The organism is Methylobacterium sp. P1-11 (assembly GCF_008329595.1).
Classification (GTDB): Bacteria; Pseudomonadota; Alphaproteobacteria; order Rhizobiales; family Beijerinckiaceae; genus Methylobacterium.
The window spans coordinates 95,069-120,453 of the sequence record NZ_NPKS01000018.1 but is presented as its reverse complement, the minus strand read 5'-3'; the positions used below and the strand labels follow the sequence as shown (position 1 = coordinate 120,453).

Below are 25,385 nucleotides of genomic sequence, written 5' to 3'. Positions count from 1 at the left end.
CGCCGCAAACGGCCTGACTCTGTATCAAACCGGATCGTCGCTCCAGCGGGCATGCCAAGCCCTGCGGTCGGGTCAGGCGGGTCCGATCGGAGCCGGCGCCCGGACCCAGGCTCCCCGGCCTGCCGGACGGTGGCGCAGACCACGCGCCGTACCGGCGTCATCATACCCGCGTCACCCTCAAACCTCGCAGCGCCGAGTCCGAAACGGCTTGAGGGCGCCTCGTCCCGATAGCGGGAGAGGCACTTTCCGTCGGTCCGCACCCGCACTGCGCGCCCATTCTCAATGAACAGGATCAATCCCATGACCGGCCGTCCAAGAAAAGCGTGGCTGCTTTCGGCCCTGCTCGGCTCCGCGGCAGCGCTGGGAGCGTCCGCGCTCTATGCCGCCTCCCGGGCGAAGCAGGCCGAGCGACGGACGCCGCCGATCGGCGCTTTCCTGACCGTGGATGGCGTGCGCCTGCACTACGTCGAGCGCGGGCGCGGCGAGACACTGGTGCTCATCCACGGCAACGGCACCATGATCCAGGATTTCCTGAGCAGCGGCATCGTCGACGATCTTGCCCGGCGCTTCCGCGTGATCATCCTCGACCGGCCCGGCTACGGCTACAGCGATCGACCGCGCGGTGTCTGGACGCCGCGAGCCCACGCGACGCTCTACCAGAAGGCCCTGCAGCAACTCGGCGTCACGCAGGCCGTGGTGCTCGGGCACTCCTGGGGCACGCTGGTCGCCATCGCCCTCGCCCTGCAGGCCCCCCGGCTCGTCCGCAGCCTCGTTCTGGCGTCGGGCTACTACTACCCGACCCTGCGGGCCGACGTGGTTCTCGCGTCGCCGAGCGCGATCCCGATCCTCGGCGACGTCCTGCGCCACACCCTCTCCCCGGTTGTTGGCCGCGCTCTCCTTCCGGCGATGATCAAGGGCATGTTCGCCCCGGCCGCCATCCCCGCGCGCTTCGATCGGGAGTTTCCTACGGACATGATGCTGCGGCCGCTGCAACTTCGCGCGTCCGCAGAGGACGCGGCGCTGATGACGCCCGTCACGGTCGAGCTTCAGCGGCACTACCGTGAACTAAACCTCCCCGTCGCGATCATCGCCGGCGGCGCCGATCAGATCGCCGATGTCGGTCGTCAATCGCGGCGGCTGCATGGCGAGGTGTCCGGCAGCACGCTCACCGTGGTTCCCGGCCTAGGTCACATGATCCATCACCTCGCGCCCGATCAGGTCGTCGCAGCCGTGGAGCTTGCCGCGGAGCGCGCGCGTGCCGCGGCGGCCTGAGGAGTTCCGGCGCCCAGACCTGGGCGGCAGCGCGTACGACGTCCTGCAGCGCGTGCTGCTCTGGGTCACCGGCAAAGTCAGTCTGCATCATGTCCATCGCCTGAACAGCCACGTCCCCGACGTCCGCCTCCCGGGGTGCCTCGACGACCATGAGACGCTCGGGCAGGTCGGCCCGCAGACGCCGCGCGACAGCCTGCGGTGCCACGGATTCGCGCCGCGATGAGACCCCGACGCGCCAGGCCGCTCTTCCATCCCGACCCCACACTGACCCCTTCGCGCGGCGTCTCGGATCTGCCAGACAAGTCCGGATCCGTGGCCGGATACGCCTCCGAACGCACACCTGCCCGGCGCTCCATGTTGCGATGCAACAAGACGATGATGCGCGGGTTGTCCCAGCGCTACCCTCGCATCGACCGGTGAGGGACGGCATCGGGTTACATGCTCGCCGAGCGGGTTCTGGATGCTGCCGCCCCGCAGAAAGTCTGAACCCCGATGCGCTCCATCCCGGCCACCATCACGATCCTTGCCGCCGCCCTCGCGCCGTTGCCGGCCCTGGCATCGTCCTGCGCCGAGCAGATCGGCACGATCGAACGGCGTCTCGATAGCGCCGGCGCCGTTCAGGTGACGGGACTGCAGGCGGGTCACACCCTGCGAACCGGATCGCTTCGGGGCGTGCAGGCCGCCCGCCGCGATGCCCCGAGCGACCCCGCCCTGGTCTCGACGGCCGATGGCGTGGCGAACGCCAGGATCCTCATCGTCCGTGCCGTCGACGAGGACAGGCGCGGCGACAAGAGGGCGTGCGAGAACACCATGAGCGAGGTTAAGGGCATGATCGGCGCGTTGCCGTAGCCCGACCCGATCGCCGCCGGCAGAGCCTCCGCGAGAGCAAAGCGATGAACCGGCACATCCGAGCCGGGAGATTATGGCCGTGTTGGACGTCGAGCCGTCGCGCGTCTCCGTCGCCGGCCTGTTCTCAGGGAGTGCGGCCGCAGCGGTGATGTAACCGGACCTCGACGCAACCGTCGGCATCCACTCCGGATCGGCCTGCGGTTCCTCCGGCTCGATCTCGTGCGCCTTCCACGATGCCCGGGGCGCCCTGCTCCGACCATGACAGGCCGCGCACCCGGTGCCGACCATCGTCTTTCACAGCGACAGGGACACGACCGTCTCGCCGGTCAACGGCGGCCAGGCCCTTGCCCAGCCGCAGACGGAGGGACACCTGACCGTCGCCACCGTCGAGGAACGCTCAGGGGGCCGAAGGGCACGCGATTGATTTGACCGAAGCGACCAGCCTCTGGTCATCGGAACACTGGCTTCTGCACGGCGCCGGCCATGCCTGGGTCGGCGGCCATCCGTCCGTCCCGCACACCGACCCGACCGGCCCCGATGCCGCCCGGAGATGATACGCTTCGTCCTGTCCTACGCGAAGCGCCGCCGAGCGCGCCGACCCTGACGCCCTTCGCGGATGAGCCGGACCGGACAGCCCTTGAGGAGCGCACCTTGGTCGATCTCCGCATCCATCACCGGACGACGTATCGCTACAGGCAGCCGGTCGGGCTGGGGCCGCACCGCCTGATGCTGCGGCCGCGGGAAGCGCGGGACCTGAGGCTGATCTCGAACAACGTCAGGGTGACGCCGGACGCAACTGTGACCTGGGCTTACGACGTTGCCGGGAACGCCGTCGCGACGGCCAGCTTCGCATCGCCGTCCGACAGCCTCATCATCGACAGCCAGGTTCACGTCGAACTGTCCGCGGCTGCCTATCCGGTCTTCGACATCGCCGCCGCGGCCATCGCGTTTCCCTTCCGGTACGCCGATGACGACTGGACGGACCTCGGAGCGCTGACGATGCGACAATGCCCCGACGGAGGGCATCTGCAGCACTGGGCCCAGGGGTTCGTGGCGGGCTGCCCGACCGACACTCTGTCGCTCCTCAAGGACATCAATGCCGGGGTGGGCGGCGGCATTACCTATCGGGCTCGGGAAGACGAGGGCACGCAGACGCCGGAGCAAACCTTGTCGTCGGGCCTGGGCTCCTGCCGGGATCTCGCCACGCTCTTCGTCGAGGCGGTCCGGAGTCTCGGTTTCGGCGCACGGATCGTGTCGGGCTATCTCTATGACCCCACGCGCAGCCTGCTCGGATCGGCGGATGCCGGATCCACCCACGCCTGGGCCGAGGTCTACCTCCCGGGCGCCGGCTGGGTTACCTTCGATCCGACCAACCGCAGCGTGGGCAGTGCGAACCTGATACCGGTCGCCGTGGCGCGCGACATCCGCCAAGCCATGCCGGTGACGGGTAGTTTCGTCGGGCCGGCCGAGGCCTTCCGCGACATGTCTGTCGCCGTTCAGGTCGCTGACTGACCTGTGCCCGGGCCCGAGACGCCGGCTGGCAGGTCGCGGTTTTCGCAGCCAAACCCTCGTTTCAATCCGGAAGGCCCTGCGGACCGACCGTCGCGGACGCGCCGACACCAGGAACGCGCCGGGCCTGGGCACAGTTCACCTTCCAATGGAAACCTATGTCCTCGTCGTCGCCGGGTTCGGTGTCCTGGTGCTTCTGACGGCATGGCTGCCGATGGTGCTCCGGGCGCTCCCCCTGTCCCTGCCCATCTGCTGCGTCGGCATCGGCGCCGCTCTCTCCGCCATCCCGGCTGTGGCCGACCTCACGCCCCATCCGGGCCTGCACCTGAAGCTTATCGAGCACGCCACCGAGGCCGTCGTCGTCATCGCGTTGATGGGCGCGGGCCTGAAGATCGACCGGCTCATCGGCTGGAAACGCTGGGCCGTGACGTGGCGGTTGCTCGGCATCGCGATGCCGCTGACGATCCTGGCCTTGACGGCCTTGGCCTCGACCCTGCTCGGACTCGGGGTCGCCGCGGCGCTGCTGCTGGGTTCATCCCTGGCGCCCACGGATCCTGTGCTCGCGTCCGACGTCCAGGTCGGCCATCCGGCCGAGGACCACGAGGACGAGCCGCGCTTCGCCCTGACCTCCGAGGCCGGGCTCAACGACGGCCTCGCCTTCCCGTTCGTGAACCTGGCCATCGCGCTCGCCGGAGGCGGTGGCCTGGCCGGCCTGTCCTGGTCGCACTGGCTGGCGGTCGACGTCCTCTGGAAGATCGCCGTGGGTGCCGTGCTCGGGGCGGTCATCGGCCGGGTGCTCGGCTGGCTGACCTTTCACCTCCCGAACCTATCGAAGCTCTCCCGGACCGGCGACGGCTTCGTTGCCCTGGGCGTGACATGCCTTGCCTACGGTATCGTCCAGGCGGTCGACGGCTACGGCTTCATCGGCGTGTTCGCCGCAGCCCTGGCGCTCCGCTCCTCGAGCCGGGGGCACGCCTATCATCGCAAGATGCACGACTACGCCGAGGAGCTGGAACGCCTCCTGATGATGGTGCTGCTCGTCGGCTTCGGCGCCGTGCTCGTCGGCGGAGGCCTGCTCCAGGCTCTCACCTGGCAAGTCGTCACGTTTGCCCTGATCGCACTTCTGGTTGTTCGTCCCCTCAGCGGGTGGGTCGGCATGCTGGGCAGCGCCCGGGCGCCGGAAGAGCGCGCGGTCGTGAGTTTCTTCGGCATCCGGGGGCTCGGGACCGTCTACTATCTCGCTTATGCCTGCGGGCATGCCACGTTCGAGCGCGCGGACCTTCTCTGGGCCACGGCTGGTCTGACGGTTCTGATCTCGATCCTCATGCATGGCGTCACGGTCACGCCGACGCTGCGTTTGGTCGACCGCCGGATGGGCCGGGAGACGGAGAATTCGCAACTCGGCCTGGTGCTGACTTCGCCATGACGAAGTCGCCGCCACGGTATCGCGCCGTCTCCGTCAAGAACACGTAGGAACACGAGGGTTCAGGAGCTGCAAGCCGCCGTGCTTGCGACGGCGCATCGGTGTGGGTTGGCGGGAACGCGGTCGGTCGGGGGCCTACGTCCGGGCAGGCGTCAGGCGTCGTGGCCCTTTTCGGTGCGCCGGCCCAATGCCTCCGGATGACACTCCGCGTCCAGGTTGAGCCGTACGATGCAGCGCTCGGTGCCCTGCTCATCGCGGACGAAGGCCACGAAGCTGCGCTTGCCGTCGCTCGGAGGTCCCTCCCGGCCGACATCCGGCAACGCCGCGATGGCCGCGTCGCGGGCGGCGAGCAGGGAGTCGTAATCCTGACCCTCCTCATCCTCCAGCCAGACCGAGCCGTCCTGAAAGTCTAGGAAGTAGCGGGGCATCTGACTGCGCGGGCTCTGGGACGTAAGCGGGTTCGAACCTAAAAGGCCTTCAGCCGCCGAAGGTTGCATGGGTCAGGTCGCGCATCGGCGCCAATTGGCCAACCCAATGAAACACGCCACCCTTTCGTGAATATGAGCACTTGTGACCAGACAAGCGGGCAAGCGTTGCGATAACGGTTGAGGGGAAGCCGATCAGGCCCGCGCCGCCGCTATCCACATGCCTCTCTCCATCGACGCTCTGCTCAGCGGCAATCTGCTCCTCAGCGCCCTGCGGCTGCCTGATCAGGCACTCGTCAAACCGCACCTGGAGCTGAAGAGATACGACCGCGGCGAGGCGCTGTTCGAGGCCGGAGAAGACGTCGGCTATATCTCCTTCCCGCTGGGCCAATGCGTCGCCGCACTCGTTATCGGGCTGCGCGACGGACGCGCTGTCGAGACCGCCACGGTCGGTCATGAGGGCGCGATCGGGGGCGTGGTCAGCCAGGGCTCGCTGCCGGCGTTCAGCCGTGCCGTCGTGCAGGTCCCCGGTTCCGTGCTGCGCATCGAGGCGACGGTGCTTCAGCAGATCAAGCAGACGTCGCCAGGCCTGCGCAACCTGATCACGCGCTACTCCGACTGCCTCCTGGCCCAGGTGCTGCAGTCGGTGGCCTGCAACGCCAGCCACACGATCGAGGCACGCTGCGCGCGCTGGCTCCTGAGCCTGCAGGACCGGCTGGCCAGCAACGTCCTGCCGATCACCCACGAGGTGCTGGCCGAGCTCCTCGGCGTGCAGCGTTCCTACCTGTCGCGCGCGCTTCGGACCTTGCAGCAGCAGGGCCTGATCCAGGTCCGGCGCGGCCGCATCATCATCGTGAGCCGCCCAGCCGTGGAGGCGGCGGCCTGCGAGTGCCACGGCGCGGTCAAGCGGCACTTCGAGGCCGTGCTGGGGGCGGTCTACAATTCCGGCGGCACACTCGTGTCGCTGCGTCCCATGCCGGCCGACAAGAACCCGCTGTGCGAAGCCGTCTGAACGAGAGGCATTCCGACTGAAAGTCCGATAGCCGTGCCCTGGTCTGACGATCCTCTCAACAACGTACCGAAGCAGAGCTTCGATGATGCCGTGCGCCTGGCCGCCGAGCTGTGCCGGACGGCGCACGCCGTCATCTGCCTGCACGAGGCCGGGCGCCCGCAGGTGCACGCCTCGTACGGCGACCCGGTGACGGGGCTTCTCTGGCCGTCGATCGTATGCATGGAGGCTCCTGTCCCCGAACGGCTGCTCGTCGTGCCGGACCTGCGCCAGGACGAAGTGCATCGCGGAGGCCCGCTGGCGGGCTCCGACGTCGGCGCGCGCTTCTACGCCGCCGTGCCGCTCAAGACCGCGAAGGGCGACGTTCTGGGCAGCCTCTGTCTGCTGGACCCCGCCCCGCGACCGGAGGGTCTGACCCCCGCGCAGGAGGAGTGCCTGAGCGGCCTTGCCCGCCAGATCGTGACGCTTCTGGAACTCCGTCAGGTCGGGCAGCGATATCGGGACCAGAAGCGCCTGCACGAACGCATCCTCGCCAGCGCGACCGACTACGCCATCATCACCACCGACCGGACCGGGCACGTGACGCGCTGGAACACCGGCGCCGAGCGAATCCTGGGCTGGCGCGAGGATGAGGTCCTGGGCGGCCCCGCCCGTGTTGTCTTCACGCCCGAGGACCGGGAGGCTCATCGACCCGAGACGGAGATGACGCTGGCGCTTCGAGACGGGAGTGCCCCCGACGAGCGCTGGCATATGCGCAAGAACGGAGAGCGGTTCTGGGCCAACGGCGAGATGATGCCGCTGAAAGACGAGCGCGGCGCGACGCAGGGCTTTCTCAAGATCCTGCGCGACCGCACCCAGCAGCGGGCCGACGACGCCGCCCTGCATAAGGTGCAGGACCAGCTGCACTTGGCGGTCGCGGCGACCGACATCGGCATCTTCGACTACGACCTGATCACGGGCGACCTCGGCTGGGATGCGCGCGTGCGTGCCCTGTTCGGACTGCCGCCGGACGCACCCATCAGCTACGAGGTCTTTCTGGCCGGCTTGCATCCCGACGACCGGGATTGGGTCGACAAGACGATCCAGGCCACCCTCGATCCGGCCGGCGGTGGCGCCTACGACGTCGTCTATCGCACGGTCGGGCTGACGGATGGCGTGGAGCGCTGGATCTCGGCCAAGGGGCAGGCCTTCTTCGCCAAGGGACGGGCCGCGCGCTTCATCGGCACGGTCCGCGACATCACGGAGAGCCGGCGCGCCGAGCAGATGCTCCGGGAGACTGAGGAGCGTTACCGGCTGGCGGCCCGTGCCACCAACGATGCGATCTGGGACTGGAACCTGCAGACAGACCACATCCGCTGGAATGAGGCGGTGCAAACGCTGTTCGGCTATGCGGCCGGCGCGGTCGGGCCGAGCGGCGCCTGGTGGACCTCGCGCATCCATCCGGACGACCGCGAACGCATCAAGACCAGCATCCACGCGGTCATCGACGGTGGCACCGACCACTGGACCGACGAGTACCGCTTCCTGAGGGCGGACGACACCTATGCGGCCATCCTCGACCGCGGCTACGTGCTGCGCGACGAGGCCGCCAAGGCGGTGCGCATGATCGGCGCCATGCTCGACATCACCGAGCGCAAGCGCGCCGAGGAACACCAGCGCCTGCTCACAGCCGAGTTGCAGCACCGGGTCAAGAACACGCTGGCGCTGGTTCAGGCGATTGCCAGCCAGACGCTGCGCGGCGCCACGGATTTGGACGAGGCACGCGAGGCCTTCGCCGCGCGGCTGATCTCGCTTGGGCGCGCCCACGACATCCTGACCCAGGCGAGTTGGACCGCCGCGCCGATTGCCGACGTGATTGACGGCGCCCTCGGCGTTCACCGGCAGACGGATGCATCCCGGATCCGGGTCAACGGACCCGACGTGCTGCTCGGCGCCAAGCCGGCCCTGTCCCTCGCCCTCGCGCTGCACGAGCTCGCCACGAACGCCGCCAAGTACGGGGCGCTCTCGAACGCGGGCGGCGCGATCGACCTGTGCTGGCATGTCGTTCACCAGGGCGAGCAGCCCCGGTTCTGTCTGACCTGGACCGAGCAGGGCGGCCCCCCGATCCTGAGCCAACCTACGCGTCGCGGGTTCGGCTCGCGGCTGATCGAGCGCAGTTTCGCGGCCGAGGTCGCCGGCGAGGTGAGGCTGACCTATGCGCCGACTGGCTTGGTCTGCCGGCTGGAGGCGCCGCTCGCCTCGATGCAGGAGCCGCGCGAGGCCGCCGCCGCGTAGCTCAGGACCGGCCGCAGGATCACCGGAGAGGGATCTCGGCGCCCCGTCATCAGGAGACCGATCTACTGGCCCCTGGATCTACTGGGCCCTGGTCTGGCTCATCAGGAACAGTACGACGTCAAATCTTGAGGCAGGAGGATAGTATTGCGATGCGCGAGCCGACGATGCGGATCGCGCATCGCAACTTCTCGTCACTCACGTCCATGCGGGCGGCGAACCGTTCGCGGGCGGGGCGGTCCCAGATATCGAGGTGGGAGCGCTCCGGACGATCTCCATGCGTTTCGGCCATGGGTATGATGCCGTGTCCCGGCGGACACGCTCTGATGCTGTTGCTGGTGTGTGGGCAGAACGCAGCGCCTGGAGGTTCGTTGCCGCGTCGTGCGCGGATCAGCGCCTGGACCGAAGTCCGAGAACCTGGTGCAGGATGCGGCCCAGTTGCTCGGCCGAATACGGCTTTTGCAGGAGCTCGAACCCGTGTGTGCCCTCCTGCGCGAGCACGTGGCTGTAGCCGGAAGCCAGCACGACCGGCAGCGCCGGCAGCCGACGCTGCAGCTCCTTGGCGAGGGCCACGCCGCCCATGCCCGGCATGACCACGTCCGAGAACACCAGGTCGAACCCGTTGCCGCTCCGCCCGAGCCGGTCCAGCGCCTCCTCGGCGTTTGCCGCCCAGGTCGTCTTGTAGCCAAGGTCTTCCAGGATCTGGGTCGCGAACTGGCCGACCCCGACGTTGTCTTCCACCACGAGAACGCACTGGCCGGCCCCGAGCGGAGCCGGACCCTCATCCGGGCGCGGGGTCCCCTCCGGCCGGTCCTCGGCCGCGGCCTCCGGCAGGTAGAGCGTGAACGTCGTGCCTACCCCGAGGGTGCTGCGTACGTCGACGTCGCCGCCGGACTGTTTCGCGAAGCCGAACACCTGGGACAGGCCGAGCCCGGTACCCCGTCCAACCTCCTTCGTGGTGAAGAACGGCTCGAAGATCCGGCCGAGCTGATCGGCCGGGATGCCCGCGCCGGTGTCGGTCAGCGACATGGCCGCGAAAGGGTTCCTCGAGCCGGCATGGCCGCGGATCGCGGGAAGCGTCGCGCCGCGGGCCAGCCGCAGGATCAACGTGCCCTCGCCCTCCATGGCATCCCTCGCGTTCACCGCCATGTTGACCAGAGCCGACTCGAACTGGCTCAGGTCCGCACGGATGAAGCAGGGGTCGTCCGGCACCTCCGTCATGACCCGCACCCGGGCGCCCGTGACCGTGTCGAGCATGTCGGCGATGCCGCGCACCCTCTGGCCGACGTCGAACACCTCGGGCTTGAGCGTCTGACGGCGGGCGAAGGCGAGGAGCTGGCCGGTGAGCTTGGCCGCCCGTTCCACAGTGTCGGAGACCGCGTCGAGGTAGCGGCCCTTGCGTTCCTCCGGCAGGTCGGGCCGGCGCAGGAAGTCCACCGACGAGCGGATGATGGTCAGCAGGTTGTTGAAGTCGTGCGCCACGCCCCCGGTCAATTGCCCGACGGCCTCTAGCTTCTGGGACTGCCGTAGAGCCTCCTGCGCCAGCGCGAGCTCGGCTTGGCCGCGCAGGCGCTCGGTGACGTCGGTCACGAACTGGTAGCAGCCGATGCGCTCGCCGTGTTCGTTGCGCAGGGTCCGGAAGTTGATCTCGTAGTAGGGACGAACACGCTCAGGGTCGCCGTAATCCTCGACGATGGTGACCTCTTCCCCGGCGAGGCCCCGCCCCCAACCGGCACGGACCTGGGCCTGGTGCTCGGGCTGATCGGCGAGGAGGTCGAGCATGTTGTCGGCGACCTTGGGACGAACGCCGTAGATGCGTTCGAACTCGTCGGCGTTGGCCTTATTGATGGCCAGGATGTTGTAGGCGAGATCCGCCGCCATCACCATGACGTCGGTGCGTTCCACGATGGTGGCAAGGAGGTCGCGCTCCGCCGTGCGCTCGGAGACTTGCCGCTCCAGCTTGGTGTTGAGGACGCGCAGCTCCTCCTCCATGCGCTTGCGCTCGGAGATATCGGTGAAGAACACCGCGACCCGGCCGGCGGCGGGGTCGCTCACGCGGAGCGCGCGGACGTCGAACCAGCGCCCGAACACCTCGGCCCAGTTCTCGAAATGCGCGGGCTCGCCGGTCAGCGCGACACGTCCGTAGGTCTCAAGCCAGTGGCGTTCGAGGTTGGGCGCGAACTCGCTGACCCATCGTCCGATCACGTTCGCGCCGGTCTGCCGTTCGAAGGCCGGGTTGGCTTCGGTGATGCGGTAGTCGACGGCTTCGTTCGCATCATCGAACCTCATCTCGATGATGCAGAACCCGACGTCGATGGTCTCGAACAGGGTTCGGTAGCGGCTCTCGCTCTCGGCCAGGGCGGCCCGCGAGCGTACCTGCTCGGTCACCTCGTAACCGCCCGCGAAGATGCCCGCGACCGTCCCGGTCTCGTCACGGACGGGCTGGTACAGGAAGTCGAGATAGCGATCGTCCCCATCCGTGAACCGGATCGGCACCGTGCGGGCGGCAAAGGCCTCGCCGGTCGCGTAAACGCGGTCGAGCAGTTCGAAGAAGCCTTGGTCGCGCAATTCCGGGAACACCTCGGGGACGGTCCGACCGAGGTAATCCCGTTCGCCGGCGACGGCGATGTAGGCGTCGTTGACGTATTCGAACACGTGTTCCCGGCCGCGCAACACGGCCACGAACCCAGGCATCTGCTGGAGCAGGGCCTGCTGCCGCTGACGCTCGGATGCGGCCTTGCGCTCCGTCAGGACCTGCCGGGTCGTCTCCGTGCAGGCGCAGAACAAGCCGATGACCGAACCGTCTTCCCCCGGCACCGGCGTGTAGGAGAATGCGAAGTGGGCCTCTTCCGGGTAGCCGTTCCGGTGCAGGGTGAGTTGCAGGTCGTCCATATGCACCGGGTCGCCCGCGAACACGCGGTTCATCAGCGACCCGACTTCGTCCCGGACCTCAGGCCAGGTCTCGAAGAACGGGCGGCCCAGAGCGGCCGGATGCCGGGCGCCCAGCATGGGCGCGTAGCTGTCGTTATAGACCAGGGTGCGGTCGGCGCCCCAGGCGATGAACATCGGCTGGCGCGAGCTGAGCATGACGCGCATCAGGACTATGAGTGAGTGCGGCCAGTGCTCCCGAGGTCCGAGGGACGTCGTCGACCAGTCACGGTCGCGCATCAACGCGCCCATGACGCCGCCGCCCGCGAACAGCGAAGGGTTCGACGTCATCGGCCCTGGCCGGTCCCAGGGCCCGCGGACAGTCGGGCCGTCGAGCCGGGCTGTCCCGACCCCTTCTTCTCCCTGACGCGAAGCGGCCGGGCGGCCATGCGGGTCAGGGCGCCGGCGAGGGCATCGTTCACCGCGGCCAATGGGCCGTGGATCCGAGCGGGCAGCGAGGCGATCTGGGCCACGTGGCGGGGGTGTTCGGCGGGCATCTGCAACTTCTAGCACATGCGGCCCACAGGTATTCCCTTACGCGACGCCATAGAAGCGTCCATCCGGTCGATTGAGGATGATTCACGCCGCTAGCAGGGCCGGGCGGGAACGCGGCGTTAGGGACGTTGCGGTTAAAGCTGCGGTTGCGAAGCGCAAGCGCCGGTAAGGAATTCGACTTCTACAAACCTGGTAACGACGACGATATCTGGGAGTATTCGCCGATGGCCCTGCCAGGAGCTGGTCCAGGATCGCACCAGGGATACGGGGTGCTTTGCGTCGTACCATCGGGAACTTCCTTCGGATCCACTATGGCCGCCCCCACACGAAATTCCCGACAGTCCTCCGCCTGCTCGTAGTCGGCTTGACCTCTCTGATCCGGCGCGCGAAGGCGATGCCGACCTCGATGGACCCGCGGCTGCCGACGCTGCTGCAGCGCAAGCCGGTGCGCGTCCTGACCGTGGCAGCGGCCAATCGCACGGCGCGGGTCGCCTGGGCGATCATGACCCGCGGCGGCACTACCCGCGCACCAGCGGCCACGGCCGCCTGACAGCACGCAGAGGAGACTTTTCCAGGTTGCGAGGACGATGAGAGTTGATGGCGAACCGGTCAGACCGGGAGCCGGGACACCCCGCGTTATGTCCAGGGCGTCATAGCCCGCGAAGCAGAGTGGGACCCAGTTCGCGGATACCATCAGGGCCAGCAGTCAACATGAACGACTGCATCGACAGGCCGGACACAAGACTGCACCCGACCGACGCGTCAGAAGCTCAATTCGCCACTTGCAATGCGGGAGCCAACCACACAGGACATCGCAATCTAGCATACCTCCATATTCACTCGATAGCGGTCAATCGGCCATCCAGAGTCGTCCCCCCACGAGAGCTTCGAAGCAGATTTCGCAAAACCTCAACCAAATCGCTCGCGCGGTACGGCTTCTGCAGCAACTCGAAGCCATTGGTGTCCTGATCTTCCCGAAGATAGCCGGAGGTCAGCAAGATTGGCATTTGCGGCCATCGCTGACGGATGGTGTGTCCGAGGTCAATGCCGTTCGTTGCACCAGGCATATTAACGTCGCTGAAGACCAGGGCGATGTCAGTCTCCATCTGCAGGAGGCGCAAAGCCTCGCTTCCGTCCCGTGCACTGATTACCCGGAAAGCGAGCGCCTCAAAGGTTGAGACAACGGTAGATCGAACTTCGGCGTCATCCTCGACGACGAGCACGGCCTTGCCGGCGCCGTTCACCGGATGCAGAGCTCCGGCAGTCGTCGCCGGATCGATTTCCTTCGACGTGGAACTCCGCCTGAGAAGCGCAGGCAATGTGATAACAAATCGGGTACCATGGTCAGGGCTGCTGTCGACAGAGATAGTTCCACCACTCTGCTGTACGAAGCCGTAGACCATGCTGAGACCGAGGCCAGTGCCCTTGCCGGCCTCCTTCGTTGTGAAGAAGGGTTCGAATACCCGGGCGAGGATAGTGGGCGGCATCCCGGTGCCCGAGTCGGAAACCGCAATCTCTACGGAGCAGGAGCCTTCAACGGATCCCGGCGCAGGGGCGTCGCGACGCTGGATGCAGATGTCCAACGCACCTCCGTCCGGCATCGCGTCCCGTGCATTCACAGCAAGATTGATGAGGGCGGCCTCGAACTGCGCGTGATCGACACAGACCTCCGGCAGGTTCTCCTCCACGTTCGCGGAGATCGTGATCCGCTCGCCGAGCGTCCGTTCAAGAAGCTTGACCAGACCAGGGATGAAGCTCGCGAAGTCCAACGCTCTCGGCTGCAGAGGAGAGCGCCGGGAGAAGGCCAGCAGCCGGCTGGTGAGCTCTGCACAGCGATGCGCCCCGTCGATAGCACTTTCGACGCGGCGGAGCGCTTTCTCGTTCCCCTGAAGCGAGCCTTTCATCAGGTCGAGATTGCCGATCACGATGCTCAACATGTTGTTGAAATCGTGGGCGATCCCGCCGGTCAGACGGCCGACTGCCTCAAGCTTGGAGGCGTGCTGCAAGCTGAGCTCAAGCTCCTTGCGCTCGGTTACGTCGAACCACATCCCGAAAAGTTCGATCGCTGTGCCGCTTTCATCGCGGTTGACGGCGATCTGGTCGAGGATGTGCCGCTCTGTGCCGTCCGCGTTGCGCCAGCGATACTCCAGAGCCACTGCGCCGGCCTTCGACACGGTCCGCAGATCTGCCAAAACGCGCTCCCGGTCGTCCGCTTCGAGGCGAGACTCCCAAAGGCTAGATTCGGCAAAGGTCTCGCGCGAAAAGCCCGTGATGCGCTCGATGCTGTCGTTCGTGAAGTGAAGCCGCCGGTCTTCCAAGCCGAGCGGTGAGGTGTAGAGCGCGATGGGAAGGCCGCGCAGCACGGCGGCTTGATGCTCCGCCTGCCTGCGCAGCGCCTGTTCGGCTTCCAGTTTCTCGCCGCGCACGCGCAGGTTCTCCAGGAGCAGCTGCTTCTCGGCCGCCGCCTTGCGCTTGATCTCCTCGGTCTTGCGATACAGGTCGACGAAGACGTCGACCTTCGATTTCAAGACGAGAGGCTGGATGGGCTTGAACACATAGTCCACCGCTCCCGCGGAGTAGCCGCGGAAGATGTGCATGTCGTCTTTGTTGTGCGCCGTAAGAAACAGGATCGGGACACGAGACGTGCGCGAGCGGCTGCGGATGAGCGCGGCCACCTCATAGCCATCCATGCGCGGCATCTGCACGTCGAGCAGGATCACGGCGAAGTCATCCCGGAGGGCCCGGCGCAGGGCCTCCTCCGGTGAGTTTGCCAGGACAAGATCCACCGCCGGATTAGCAAGGATCTCTGAGGCGGCCAACAGATTGCGTTGGTCGTCATCGACAACCAGGATTTTCGTTCGGATTGTATCCGGATCGGCGAGCTGTTCGGCGGCAGCACCTGTACCAGTCGGATGGAAATCCAGTCGGTCCGTCATTGTGTTTGCCGTTCAAGGTCCTGTGCGCCGCCGCGAACCGGCACGGCGCCGTTTAAGACCTCACCACGCCTCGCCAATTGCACGCGTAGCACGGCGAGGAGCTGGTCCATGTCGATCGGCTTCGAGACGTAATCGGACGCGCCCGCCTCAAGGCACTTTTCGCGGTCGCCTTTCATGGCCTTCGCGGTCACCGCGATGAGCGGCAAGCTTTGGAAGGCAGGCTGAGCCCGGATCGCGCGCATCGTCTCGTAGCCGTCCATCCCGGGCATCATGATGTCGATCAACATCGCGTCGATGTTCGGGTTGGTCTTGAGCAGCGCGATGCCGTCCTGCCCGTTCTCCGCGAACAGGACCTCCAGCCCATGCTGCTCAAGGGCGCTCGTGAGCGAGAAGATGTTGCGCAGGTCGTCGTCGACCAGGATGACTCGACACCCCTGGAGAGACGCCACGTCCTTACGCTCGACGCGGATCTGCGCGTCGAGCGGAACACTGGCGATGGCGCGATGCAGGAACAGGGCGGTCTCGTCGAGGAGCCGCTCGGACGAGCGCGTGTCCTTGAGGATGATCGTCGAGGCGGCCTGTCTGAGCTGCTGCTCCTCGGCGGCCGTGAGCTCCCGGCCCGTATAGACGATGATCGGCAATTCCTCTCCGTCTTGCGAGGCGCGGATCCGCTCGATCAGTTCGGAACCACCGATATCGGGCAGGCCGAGATCGATGATCGCGCAGTCGAACCGGCCGCCGGTCAGAGCTTCCAGCGCGGCCTCGGCCGTGCCGACACCGAAGATCTTGACGTCTTCCTCGCTGAGGAGCGCCGTGATGCTGGCGCGCTGGTTCTCGTCGTCCTCGACGAGCAGAAGGTTACGCACCGGCCGGGTGATGAACTCCTTCGAGCGCTCAAGGGCCCGCATCAGGCCCTCGCGCTCCACGGGCTTCTCCAGGAAGCCGAACGCACCCGCGCGCAGGCCGCGCTTCTTCTCGTCGTTGACCGAGATGACGTGGATCGGAATGTGCCGGGTGCGCGGATCGTTCTTCAGGAGGTCGAGCAACGCCCAGCCGTCCATGTCGGGCAGGCCGATGTCGAGGGTGATGGCGTGCGGCTTGAAGCGATGGGCGAGACTCAGCGCGCCCGCGCCGTCCTGCGCGATCAGGCCCTTGAACCCGCGCTCGCGCGCAAGCTCCAGCAACACCGAGGCGAACATCGCGTCGTCCTCCACGATGAGCACGATATGGTCGCCCGGGTGTACGGCGTGGCGGTCGTCTGCTGAGGCCGAGAGCGCCATCGCGGCGTTCGGCTGCCGGCCCATCAGCGCCGACGTTCCGTTCCCCTCGGACGTCTCCGCCCCACGCGCAGGGACCGTCTGCACAGGCGGTTCGAAGGGCAGGAACAGGGTGAAGGTGCTGCCCGAACCGACGCGGCTCTCGACCACGATCTCGCCGCCCAGCAGACGGGCGATCTCGCGGCTGATCGCCAAGCCGAGGCCGGTGCCACCGTACTTGCGGCTCGTGGTTCCGTCGGCCTGCTGAAACGCCTCGAAGATGATCCGCTGCTTGTCCTCGGCAATGCCGATGCCGGTGTCCGTAACGGACAAGGCCATCCACTGGCTCCCGGCGCGCAGCGGTGAGCCCTCCGCGGAGCCGATCCTCAGAGAAACGCTGCCGTTCTCAGTGAACTTGAAGGCGTTGGAGAGAAGGTTCCGGAGAACCTGCTGCAGGCGTTTCGAATCCGTGCGCACCGCGCGCGGCAGGCTCGGCTCGACATCGATGACGAAGGCGAGGTGACGCTCCTCGGCGAGTTGCCGGAAGGTCCTGTTGAGGTTCTCGACAAGGTCCTGCAGCGTCACGTCGCCGATCTCGAGCGATACGGTCCCGGACTCGATCTTGGAGAGATCGAGGATGTCGTTGATGAGCGACAGGAGGTCGGTCCCGGCCGCATTGATGGTCTTGGCGAATTCCCGCTGCTTGTCGGTGAGGTTCCCGTCCCGGTTCTCGGAGAGAAGTTTCGAGAGGATCAAGAGGCTGTTGAGCGGGGTGCGCAACTCGTGACTCATATTGGCCAGGAACTGCGACTTGTAGCGCGAGGTCAGGCTCAGCTGCTCGGCCTTCTCCTCCAGGGCTGTCTTGGCGACGGAAACCTCGCGGTTCTTGCCTTCGACCTCGCGCTTCTGGATCTCAAGGAGCCGGGCCTTCTCCTCCAGCTCCTCGTTGGTCTGCTGCAGACGCTCGCGCTGGCTCTTCAGAAGATCTTCGGATTGCTGCAGCGAGGCGGCCTGGAGCTCCAGGCGGTCGTTGGTCTTCTTCAGCTCCTCCTGCCGGCTCTGCAATTCGCCGGTCAGCAACTGCGACTGCTTGAGCAGGCCTTCGGTCCGCATGTTGGCGGCGATCGTGTTCAGCACGATGCCGATCGACTCCGTCAATTGGTCGAGGAAGGATTGATGCGTCTCGCTGAACCGGTTGAACGAGGCCAACTCGATGACCGCCCGGACTTCCTGCTCGAACAGGACGGGGAGCACGATGATGTTGAGCGGCGGCGCCTCGCCGAGCGCCGAGCCGATCGTGATGTAGTCTCCGGGCACATGGGTGAGGAGGATGCGCTTCTTCTCGAAGGCGCATTGGCCCACGAGACCCTGGCGCAGGCGGTACCGGTTCGAGAGGTTCTTGCGCTCCGTGAAGGCGTAGCTCGCCATCAGATCCAGAACGGGCTCTCCGCCCTCATCCTCCACCATGTAGAACACGCCACGCTGGGCGTTCACGAGCGATGCGATCTCGGACAGGATCAGGTTCGACACGGTGGCGAGGTCGCGCTCGCCCTGCAGCATGCGGGTGAACTTGGCGAGGTTGGTCTTCAGCCAATCCTGCTCGGCGTTCTTGAGGGTCGTGTCCCGCAGGTTGCGGATCATCTCGTTGATGTTGTCCTTCAGCGAGGCGACCTCGCCGGAGGCCTCGACTGAGATCGAGCGCGCGAGATCGCCCTTCGTCACGGCGGTCGCCACTTCGGCGATGGCGCGCACCTGGGTCGTCAGGTTCGCCGCGAGCTGGTTCACGTTGTCCGTTAGATCCCGCCACAGGCCCGCGGCACCCGGCACCCGGGCCTGACCGCCGAGCTTGCCCTCGACACCCACCTCACGGGCGACGTTGGTGACCTGATCGGCAAAGGTGGCGAGCGTCTCGATCATCTCGTTGACGGTGTCGGCTAGGGCAGCGATCTCGCCCTTCGCGTCGACCGAGAGCTTCCGCTTGAGGTCGCCCTGCGCCACCGCGGTGACGACGTCCGCGATGCCGCGCACCTGTCCGGTGAGGTTGGCCGCCATCATGTTGACGTTGTCGGTGAGGTCCTTCCAGGTTCCACCGACTCCGCGAACCTGCGCCTGTCCGCCGAGCTTGCCCTCCGAGCCGACCTCGCGGGCGACGCGGGTCACCTCGGAGGCGAAGGAATTGAGCTGATCCACCATCGTGTTGATGGTCGACTTGAGCTCCAGGATCTCGCCCTTGACATCGACGGTGATCTTCTTGGACAGGTCGCCGTTGGCCACCGCGGTAGTCACGTCGGCGATGTTGCGCACCTGACCCGTCAGGTTGGCGGCCATCATGTTGACGTTGTCGGTGAGGTCCTTCCAGGTCCCGCCGACGCCGCGGACCTGGGCTTGGCCACCAAGCTTGCCCTCAATGCCGACTTCGCGGGCGACGCGGACCACCTCGGAGGCGAAGGAATTGAGCTGATCCACCATCGTGTTGATGGTCGACTTGAGCTCCAGGATCTCGCCCTCGACAGCGACGGTGATCTTCTTGGAGAGATCGCCGTTGGCGACAGCTGTCGTGACCTCCGCGATGTTGCGGACCTGACCGGTGAGGTTGGCGGCCATCATGTTGACGTTGTCGGTCAGGCCTTTCCACACGCCCCCGACGCCCTTGACCTGCGCCTGACCGCCGAGCTTGCCCTCCGTGCCGACCTCGCGGGCCACGCGGGTCACCTCGGAGGCGAAGGAATTGAGCTGGTCCACCATCGTGTTGATGGTCGACTTGAGCTCCAGGATCTCGCCCTTCACGTCGACGGTGATCTTCTTGGACAGATCGCCGTTGGCCACCGCGGTAGTCACGTCGGCGATGTTGCGCACCTGACCCGTCAGATTGGCCGCCATCAGGTTCACGTTGTCGGTCAGATCGGCCCAGGTGCCCGCCACGCCTTCGACGCGGGCCTGTCCGCCGAGCTTGCCCTCCGAGCCGACTTCCTTCGCGACGCGAGTCACCTCGGAAGCGAAGGAATTGAGCTGATCCACCATCGTGTTGATGGTGTTCTTGAGCTCCAGAATCTCGCCGCGCACGTCGACGGTGATCTTCTTGGAGAGGTCGCCGTTGGCCACCGCGGTGGTCACGTCGGCGATGTTACGCACCTGGCCCGTCAAATTGGCGGCCATCAGGTTCACGTTGTCGGTCAGATCGGCCCAGGTGCCGGCGACTCCGCGCACTTGCGCCTGACCGCCGAGCTTGCCTTCCGAGCCGACCTCGCGGGCGACGCGGGTCACCTCGGAGGCGAAGGAGTTGAGCTGATCCACCATCGTGTTGATGGTGTTCTTGAGTTCCAGAATCTCGCCGCGCACGTCGACGGTGATCTTCTTGGACAGATCGCCGTTGGCCACCGCCGTGGTCACGTCGGCGATGTTGCGGACCTGACCGGTGAGGTTGGCGGCCATCATGTTGACGTTGTCGGTCAGGTCCTTCCAGGTTCCGCCGACACCTTCGACCTGGGCCTGACCACCGAGTTTGCCCTCCGTGCCAACCTCGCGGGCCACGCGGGTCACCTCGGAGGCGAAGGAGTTCAGCTGGTCGACCATCGTGTTGATGGTCAACTTCAAAGCCAGGATCTCGCCTTTGACGTCGACCGTGATCTTTTTGGAAAGATCACCCCGTGCGACAGCTGTCGTGACCTCGGCGATGTTGCGCACCTGACCGGTGAGGTTCTCGGCCATCATGTTGACGTTGTCGGTCAGGTCCTTCCAGACACCCCCGACGCCCTTGACCTGCGCCTGTCCGCCGAGCTTGCCTTCGGAGCCCACTTCCTTGGCGACGCGGGTCACCTCCGAGGCGAAGGAGTTGAGCTGATCGACCATCGTGTTGATGGTCGATTTCAGGTCGAGGATCTCGCCCTTCACGTCGACGGTGATTTTCTTGGACAGGTCGCCGTTGGCGACGGCTGTCGTGACCTCCGCAATGTTGCGCACCTGCCCGGTGAGATTGGCCGCCATCAGATTCACGTTGTCCGTGAGGTCCTTCCAGGTGCCGCCCACTCCCTTGACTTGGGCCTGACCACCGAGCTTGCCCTCTGAGCCGACCTCGCGGGCGACGCGGGTGACCTCGGAGGCGAAGGAGTTCAGCTGGTCCACCATCGTGTTGACCACTTTGCCGATGCGCAGGAACTCGCCCCTCAACGGGCGGCCCTCGATCTCGAGCTGCATGGTCTGTCCGAGATCGCCCTTGGCCACCGCCCCGATGACCCGCGCGACTTCGGTGGTCGGCTGAACGAGGTCGCCGATCATCGTGTTGACCGAATCGACGCAGTCGTTCCAGCCGCCGGTTGCCGCCGGCAGCTTGCCGCGCTCATTGATGCGCCCGTCCTTGCCCACCGCGCGCGCGACTTTGTCCAGTTCTCGCGCGAGCCCTTGGTTCAGCTCGACGATGTCGTTAAACGCCTCCGCGATCTCGCCATCGATGCCTGTCAGATCGAGCGGCAGGCGGGTCGAGAAGTCGCCCTTCCGAAACGCGCGGAGACTCTTCAGGAGGAGCTTCGGCTCCAACTGCGACGTGGTCGGCGTCATTCGGATACACCTTTAGGGTAGATGCATATGCCCAACGAGGCAGCCGTCTGGGTCGCGCGCGGCAGCGACGAACAACCGACGACGAACAGCAGCAATAGGGCCCAGCGAGGATGGTTGTCCAATCGTTCGACCCGCGATTGAGGGCCAGCACGTTGCACTTCCCGATGAGCAACCGCTGGACCGGACACGGGGCGGCGCGCAGCCGAACGTTACAGTTTAGCTTTCGCCGCGCGCTCTGGACTTAATGCATGTTAGGGGCGGTCAACTTTAGCTGAAGACCGACCCGACGTCCTGCGGGCTTGAAATCATCAAGCCTTGAACTGACCGTCATTTTGGACCGGGCCAGTTGCGAGGCTAGTGCATGGTGCCGGCCAAGGGTAGCCGCAAGGCCAGATCTGGGTAGCTGACAGGCGCGGGCGGCCGATAGCCCAGCGACGAATGCGGTCGGACACGGTTGTAGGTGGATTGCCATAGACCGCTCACGATCTGCGCCTCGGTCAGCGAGGAGAAGATCTCCTGGCGTAGTCATTCGTGGCGCATCTTGCCGTTGAAGCCGTCGCAGTGACCGTTCTCCCACGGCGGTCCTGGCGCGATGTACTGGATCTGTGGGCCCGCCTCGGCGACCCGTTTGCGTAGCGCATTCGCGATCGTCTCGGGACCATTGTCGCAGCGGATGTGCTCCGGGATGCCGTGCAGGCACATCGCGTCGACCAGCGCCTCGATCACGCCAAAGCTGTTGATGGGCCGCGCCACCTTCGAGCAGAGGCAAGCCCGGCTGTGCGCGTCGATCCGCGTCAGGAGGCGCAGGCTTCGTCCGTCGTGCGTCCGGACCTGCACGAAGTCGAAGCTCCACACGTGGTTGCGGTGGAGCGGCCGCAGGCGCTTGCCCGAGCCGTCGTTCGGCTTGAGGCGCCTGTGCGACCTATGTCGGCCGGGGGACCTTCAGCCCCTCGCGACGCCAGATGTCCTCATGGTGAGCTTGCCGAACCATGGGCTTAGTCCTTGCCTCTCGCCGGCCCGCTGGCTGCAGCAGCGCGGTAACGCGGCGATAGCCGTAGCGCCCGTACTCGGACGCCAGGGCAACGATGGCGCGGCCTTTGTCCGCGCGTCATCCCAACTCCTCCGGTCCAGACTGATCCTCTCAACCAGCCCGGTCCAAAGCCAGCCGGTCATGTCAGTTCCGACTTGCCGGCCTGCTATGATCGGTTCGGTTGTGAAAATTCGCTTTGGATGGTCTCACCTGACATCCAAATCGGACCGGTGGCAGCGGCTTGCCGCGGCGTTACCCATGATGAACCAGCATCAGGATCGCGGCCGGGATCGCAGCGCGCTGGATCGAACAGCGGTCGGGTGACGTTCCTCACCGCCTACTCTGGCCAAACAGGAGGAACGCTCATGCGTATTCGCTATCTGCTGCCGCTCGTCGGCTTGCTCGCGCTCACGGCCTGCAAAGACGAGAAGAAGGCCGAGAATCCCGCGGCTCCTCCGCCTCCTGCGAGCACTGCGCCGGCAAACCCTGCGCCTCCGGCAACGACGACAAATCCGGCTCCAGCCAACAAGCCGTAATCAACGAGCCTTCGAGGTGGCGGGCCCTGTCATGCATTCCGAGGCCACAGGACCCGCCACGCGCAACCGGGGCTAATGTCGCCGCTCCGGTTGCGAAACTCACACCTGAACCGAACCACCTGGATCGGCTGCCATGGGTGGAGGCTGTGCGAAAACGCCGAAAATCGTCGGCGGCGGTAGAATAATCTCCTCTCAGCCGCGGGGTGCATTGGCTGAATAGGTGGCCTATGGGCACTATAACAGCCCTCTGGCGAGCTGAAATAGCGGCTGAGCAGAGGTTTGTTCTACGGCTTCGCAACGCGCCTGCGTTTTCACACAGCCTCGGTGGTTTTCAGACGGTCGGCTTTCGTGCGGCCATACGTGAGAGCGGACGTCATCGCCCCACTCGCTCACGGCTTATCGCGGATGTAGGTACGGCACCTGAAATTGCGCGCATGGCAGAGCAGTCGAAACCACCCGTCAGTGCCGTGGCCTGCATTCCAGCCGTCACCATCGGAAGCCGCTCTAGCGTGACTGTTCCGACACCGCTGTTCTGCGCCTAGCTGCTCTGCGTCCCATCCAAGTCAGCTGTCCTGACAGCCGTTGCCGCCTCCCGAACGCGATCCTTTTCGCCGTCCAGGAGTTTCAACTCGGAATGGACTGCAGAAGCTGACCTGCCGCCCGCAAGCTGACGTTCTGGAACGCGCCCATCTCAGCCACTCGGTGGCGTGCGTGGGCAGATCCGAAGCGGACCTCGGCTCAGGCCTGATCACAGCTCAAGAACCACCGACTACGTCACCCCTGCGCATTCATCCCTCCAACGCAGCGTTTTTGCCTAGCGTTGCTGTTCTGTGACAGGCAGGCGCCCGTTTGCGCGTCTAGTCATCGTTGTGCGCATCAGTCGAGGAACGCCGCAGGGTGATGATCGGGCACGCTCTGCTGGCGAGATGCATCTCGCAATCCGCTATCGCCATGTTGCTGACCTCGAGCCTCGCTGCGGCCCCTGGGCTCGCCGAGGAGCCGAAGGATGACAAGGCGAAATCCTCGTCGAACAGCGGCAGCTCGGGCGGGGAGCGCGGCAAAACCGACGGGCAGAAGGATGTCGATACGGAGCACCTGTTCGGCTTCACCGAAGGCTCTGACACCGGTGAGAAGGGCGAGCAGGAGGTCCTGGTCGACACCATCTCGCGGTTCAGCAAGCGCCGTGATGGTCCGGGCCCTTCCACCTACCGCGTACTCGACACGCGGTTCTCCTACCAGTTCAACCCCGCTGACCGGTTCAGCGTCGAGCTGAGCGCCTTCGGCAATCTCCGTCGGCAACGCAACATCGCGGACTTGGACGACAAGGCGTTCGGCACCTTCGACGGCGCCTCGGCGGAGCTGAAGTACCAGTTCCTGAAAGGATCGGCCGAGCAGCCACTGGGCTTCGCTATCGAGCTGCGCCCGCGCTTCACGCGGATCCTGCCCGTCGAGGGCAACGGCGCGAACGTGTTCGACATGGAAAGCCTCATCCAGCTCGATGTGCAGCTTGTGCCCGGCGGGGTATGGTACGGCAGCAACATCAGCTTCGAGCCTGCGGCCGGGCGCCAGCGGGGCTCCGCGGGCCGGGGCTACCGATCCTCGACCTTCCTCTGGTCAAACGCAGTGGTTGGGCAGGTGACGGAAGGGACTTTCGTGGGCCCGGAGGTGCGCTACTTGCGCGGCTACGACGGGGTTTTCCTAAATCGGCTGGAGAGCGCGGCAGTGCTCATCGGCCCTGTCCTGCATCACCGGTTCACCGAGAAGATCTGGCTGACCGTGGCCTACGCGGCTCAAGCGTGGGGGCGCGACACCGCTCCGGCCTATGCCCGGCGCGGCCTTGGCCTGACACAGTTCGAGCGCCAAAACTTACGCGTGAAGTTCGGCATGGAATTCTAAGCGGTAAAAACGACCTCGCCCGCGAACCGCTCTGAGCCGTTGCACCACAGTTGGCGCCGTCGTGGGGAGCAAACGCTCTAAACTCCGAATCGGTCGCCCCTGGCAGGCGGCGCGCGCTCCTCAGCGTTGAGTCCGAGAAATGCATCTTCCCAGAACCGCTCAAGCATTTTGGCTCCGGCCGCGACTTCTCGGCTCGGCTGCGCTTTGCTTGGCATTAAGCCTGATCCTACCGGTCCCATCGGTTTGGACAAGGCTCCTAATCGGCTGGTGTGTCGGCGTAGTCAGCTATGTGGCGCTGGTCGTCTTTCAGCTGACGCGCGGATCGAGTGAAGCGCTCCGCCGCGAAGCATCCCGCCTCGATGATAGCGCGTTCACGATCTCCCTGTTTGCAGTTCTTGCCGCTGCTGCGAGCTGCGGAGCTGTGGCAATGTTGCTGTTCGGCCAGGATGAGCAGGATGTATATCGAATCCCTCATATTGTGCTCTCGGCCCTGACGCTGCTCTGCGCATGGGCCTTCGTGCAGGTGGTCTTCACCACTCACTACGCGCACGTCTACTATGGCGAAGAGGGCGGCAAGCCGCGCGGCGGCTTGGATTTCAACGGCGATGACCATCCAGATTTTTGGGATTTCTTCTACTTTTCCGTAACAATTGGAGCGACATCGCAGACATCCGACACTGACATTACTGCAAAGCAAATGCGTAGGATCGCAACCCTGCAGACGCTATACGCCTACTTCTTCAACACGAGCCTCCTGGCGTTAGCGGTGAACATGGCCGCTGGCCTTGCTCAGCATTGAAATAGACGACGGATACAGCGCACGAATTCTGCTTGGCCACACCAAGTTTGAGAGGGCAGCTCGTTGTCCCGGCATCGACGTCGAGGATGCGCTTGTGCTGGCACAAGGCACTGCGATCTGAGCGTCCGGCGTCTCGGCTACAGCGTCGAGAGGCTTCGGAACCAGCCTGACGGTAATGCGCCCGTCCCGGTCATTCG

Annotated in this window: 14 protein-coding genes and 2 pseudogenes; 9 read left to right on the top strand and 7 right to left on the bottom strand. The window is 65.7% G+C overall.

Going from position 1 to position 25,385, the window contains the following annotated elements:
• Positions 1-300 precede the first annotated feature (300 nt).
• The 4 genes from CIW48_RS19070 to CIW48_RS19045 all read left to right on the top strand — a co-directional run bounded on the left by CIW48_RS19070 (position 301) and on the right by CIW48_RS19045 (position 5,056).
• Positions 301-1,272, top strand: a complete 972-nt coding sequence (locus CIW48_RS19070) for an alpha/beta hydrolase (RefSeq protein ID WP_149312165.1) — start codon at positions 301-303, stop codon at positions 1,270-1,272.
• Between the two features lie 492 nt (positions 1,273-1,764).
• A complete protein-coding gene (locus CIW48_RS19060) occupies positions 1,765-2,121 on the top strand; it encodes a hypothetical protein (RefSeq protein WP_149312163.1) in 357 nt (118 codons plus the stop codon).
• 651 nt (positions 2,122-2,772) lie between these two features.
• Entirely contained in the window at positions 2,773-3,633 is an 861-nt protein-coding gene (locus CIW48_RS19050; protein WP_149312162.1) for a transglutaminase family protein, read from the top strand.
• Positions 3,634-3,778: 145 nt separating this feature from the next.
• On the top strand, positions 3,779-5,056 hold the full coding sequence (locus CIW48_RS19045; RefSeq protein ID WP_149312161.1) for a cation:proton antiporter: 1,278 nt from the start codon (positions 3,779-3,781) through the stop codon (positions 5,054-5,056).
• 149 nt (positions 5,057-5,205) lie between these two features.
• Here the strand turns inward: CIW48_RS19045 and CIW48_RS19040 are convergent, their stop codons facing one another.
• Entirely contained in the window at positions 5,206-5,481 is a 276-nt protein-coding gene (locus CIW48_RS19040) for a hypothetical protein (protein ID WP_149312160.1), read from the bottom strand.
• A gap of 217 nt (positions 5,482-5,698) precedes the next feature.
• Here CIW48_RS19040 and CIW48_RS19035 point away from each other — a divergent pair, with 217 nt between their 5' ends.
• Both CIW48_RS19035 and CIW48_RS19030 read left to right on the top strand, forming a co-directional pair.
• Positions 5,699-6,490 carry a Crp/Fnr family transcriptional regulator gene (locus CIW48_RS19035; RefSeq protein ID WP_149312159.1) on the top strand — a complete coding sequence of 264 codons (792 nt, stop codon included), beginning with the start codon at positions 5,699-5,701 and terminating at the stop codon, positions 6,488-6,490.
• Between the two features lie 33 nt (positions 6,491-6,523).
• The gene (locus CIW48_RS19030; RefSeq protein WP_149312158.1) at positions 6,524-8,761 is read left to right on the top strand and encodes a PAS domain S-box protein; all 2,238 of its coding nucleotides are present in this window, start codon (positions 6,524-6,526) and stop codon (positions 8,759-8,761) included.
• A 118-nt stretch (positions 8,762-8,879) separates the two neighbouring features.
• Here the strand turns inward: CIW48_RS19030 and CIW48_RS19025 are convergent, their stop codons facing one another.
• From CIW48_RS19025 to CIW48_RS19015, 3 genes are all read right to left on the bottom strand, one after another.
• Positions 8,880-9,050: a DUF3606 domain-containing protein gene (locus tag CIW48_RS19025; protein WP_149312157.1), complete on the bottom strand. Its 171-nt coding sequence runs from the start codon at positions 9,048-9,050 to the stop codon at positions 8,880-8,882.
• A gap of 98 nt (positions 9,051-9,148) precedes the next feature.
• Complete coding sequence (locus CIW48_RS19020) at positions 9,149-11,977, bottom strand: PAS domain-containing protein (RefSeq protein ID WP_149312156.1); 2,829 nt, start codon at positions 11,975-11,977, stop codon at positions 9,149-9,151.
• A complete protein-coding gene (locus CIW48_RS19015) occupies positions 11,974-12,183 on the bottom strand; it encodes a hypothetical protein (RefSeq protein WP_149312155.1) in 210 nt (69 codons plus the stop codon). Before CIW48_RS19015 ends, CIW48_RS19020 begins: the two co-directional genes overlap by 4 nt.
• Positions 12,184-12,527: 344 nt before the next feature.
• Here CIW48_RS19015 and CIW48_RS19010 point away from each other — a divergent pair.
• Positions 12,528-12,731 (top strand): annotated as a pseudogene (locus tag CIW48_RS19010) (IS110 family transposase); the annotation flags it as partial.
• A 286-nt stretch (positions 12,732-13,017) separates the two neighbouring features.
• On the opposite strand, the gene CIW48_RS19005 reads toward CIW48_RS19010, so the two are convergent.
• From CIW48_RS19005 to CIW48_RS18995, 3 genes and pseudogenes are all read right to left on the bottom strand, one after another.
• The gene (locus CIW48_RS19005) at positions 13,018-15,117 is read right to left on the bottom strand and encodes a response regulator (protein ID WP_149312154.1); all 2,100 of its coding nucleotides are present in this window, start codon (positions 15,115-15,117) and stop codon (positions 13,018-13,020) included.
• Positions 15,114-20,927 carry a HAMP domain-containing protein gene (locus tag CIW48_RS19000; RefSeq protein WP_149312153.1) on the bottom strand — a complete coding sequence of 1,938 codons (5,814 nt, stop codon included), beginning with the start codon at positions 20,925-20,927 and terminating at the stop codon, positions 15,114-15,116. Before CIW48_RS19000 ends, CIW48_RS19005 begins: the two co-directional genes overlap by 4 nt.
• Positions 20,928-21,281: 354 nt before the next feature.
• Positions 21,282-22,020 (bottom strand): annotated as a pseudogene (locus CIW48_RS18995) (integrase core domain-containing protein); the annotation flags it as partial.
• A 1,424-nt stretch (positions 22,021-23,444) separates the two neighbouring features.
• Between CIW48_RS18995 and CIW48_RS18990 the strand changes: the two are divergent.
• Both CIW48_RS18990 and CIW48_RS18985 read left to right on the top strand, forming a co-directional pair.
• Positions 23,445-24,389, top strand: a complete 945-nt coding sequence (locus CIW48_RS18990; protein WP_246695321.1) for a hypothetical protein — start codon at positions 23,445-23,447, stop codon at positions 24,387-24,389.
• A 139-nt stretch (positions 24,390-24,528) separates the two neighbouring features.
• On the top strand, positions 24,529-25,188 hold the full coding sequence (locus tag CIW48_RS18985) for a DUF1345 domain-containing protein (protein WP_091776619.1): 660 nt from the start codon (positions 24,529-24,531) through the stop codon (positions 25,186-25,188).
• The last annotated feature ends 197 nt before the right edge of the window (positions 25,189-25,385 follow it).

Excerpts from the sequence above, each read along its gene's own strand:
- CIW48_RS19020 (WP_149312156.1), bottom strand. The coding sequence starts at position 11,977 with ATGACGTCGAACCCTTCGCTGTTCGCGGGCGGCGGCGTCATGGGCGCG.
- CIW48_RS18985 (WP_091776619.1), top strand. The coding sequence starts at position 24,529 with ATGCATCTTCCCAGAACCGCTCAAGCATTTTGGCTCCGGCCGCGACTT.
- CIW48_RS18990 (WP_246695321.1), top strand. The coding sequence starts at position 23,445 with ATGTTGCTGACCTCGAGCCTCGCTGCGGCCCCTGGGCTCGCCGAGGAG.
- CIW48_RS19005 (WP_149312154.1), bottom strand. The coding sequence starts at position 15,117 with ATGACGGACCGACTGGATTTCCATCCGACTGGTACAGGTGCTGCCGCC.
- CIW48_RS19060 (WP_149312163.1), top strand. The coding sequence starts at position 1,765 with ATGCGCTCCATCCCGGCCACCATCACGATCCTTGCCGCCGCCCTCGCG.
- CIW48_RS19000 (WP_149312153.1), bottom strand. The coding sequence starts at position 20,927 with ATGACGCCGACCACGTCGCAGTTGGAGCCGAAGCTCCTCCTGAAGAGT.
- CIW48_RS19070 (WP_149312165.1), top strand. The coding sequence starts at position 301 with ATGACCGGCCGTCCAAGAAAAGCGTGGCTGCTTTCGGCCCTGCTCGGC.
- CIW48_RS19025 (WP_149312157.1), bottom strand. The coding sequence starts at position 9,050 with ATGGCCGAAACGCATGGAGATCGTCCGGAGCGCTCCCACCTCGATATC.
- CIW48_RS19035 (WP_149312159.1), top strand. The coding sequence starts at position 5,699 with ATGCCTCTCTCCATCGACGCTCTGCTCAGCGGCAATCTGCTCCTCAGC.
- CIW48_RS19040 (WP_149312160.1), bottom strand. The coding sequence starts at position 5,481 with ATGCCCCGCTACTTCCTAGACTTTCAGGACGGCTCGGTCTGGCTGGAG.
- CIW48_RS19045 (WP_149312161.1), top strand. The coding sequence starts at position 3,779 with ATGGAAACCTATGTCCTCGTCGTCGCCGGGTTCGGTGTCCTGGTGCTT.
- CIW48_RS19015 (WP_149312155.1), bottom strand. The coding sequence starts at position 12,183 with ATGCCCGCCGAACACCCCCGCCACGTGGCCCAGATCGCCTCGCTGCCC.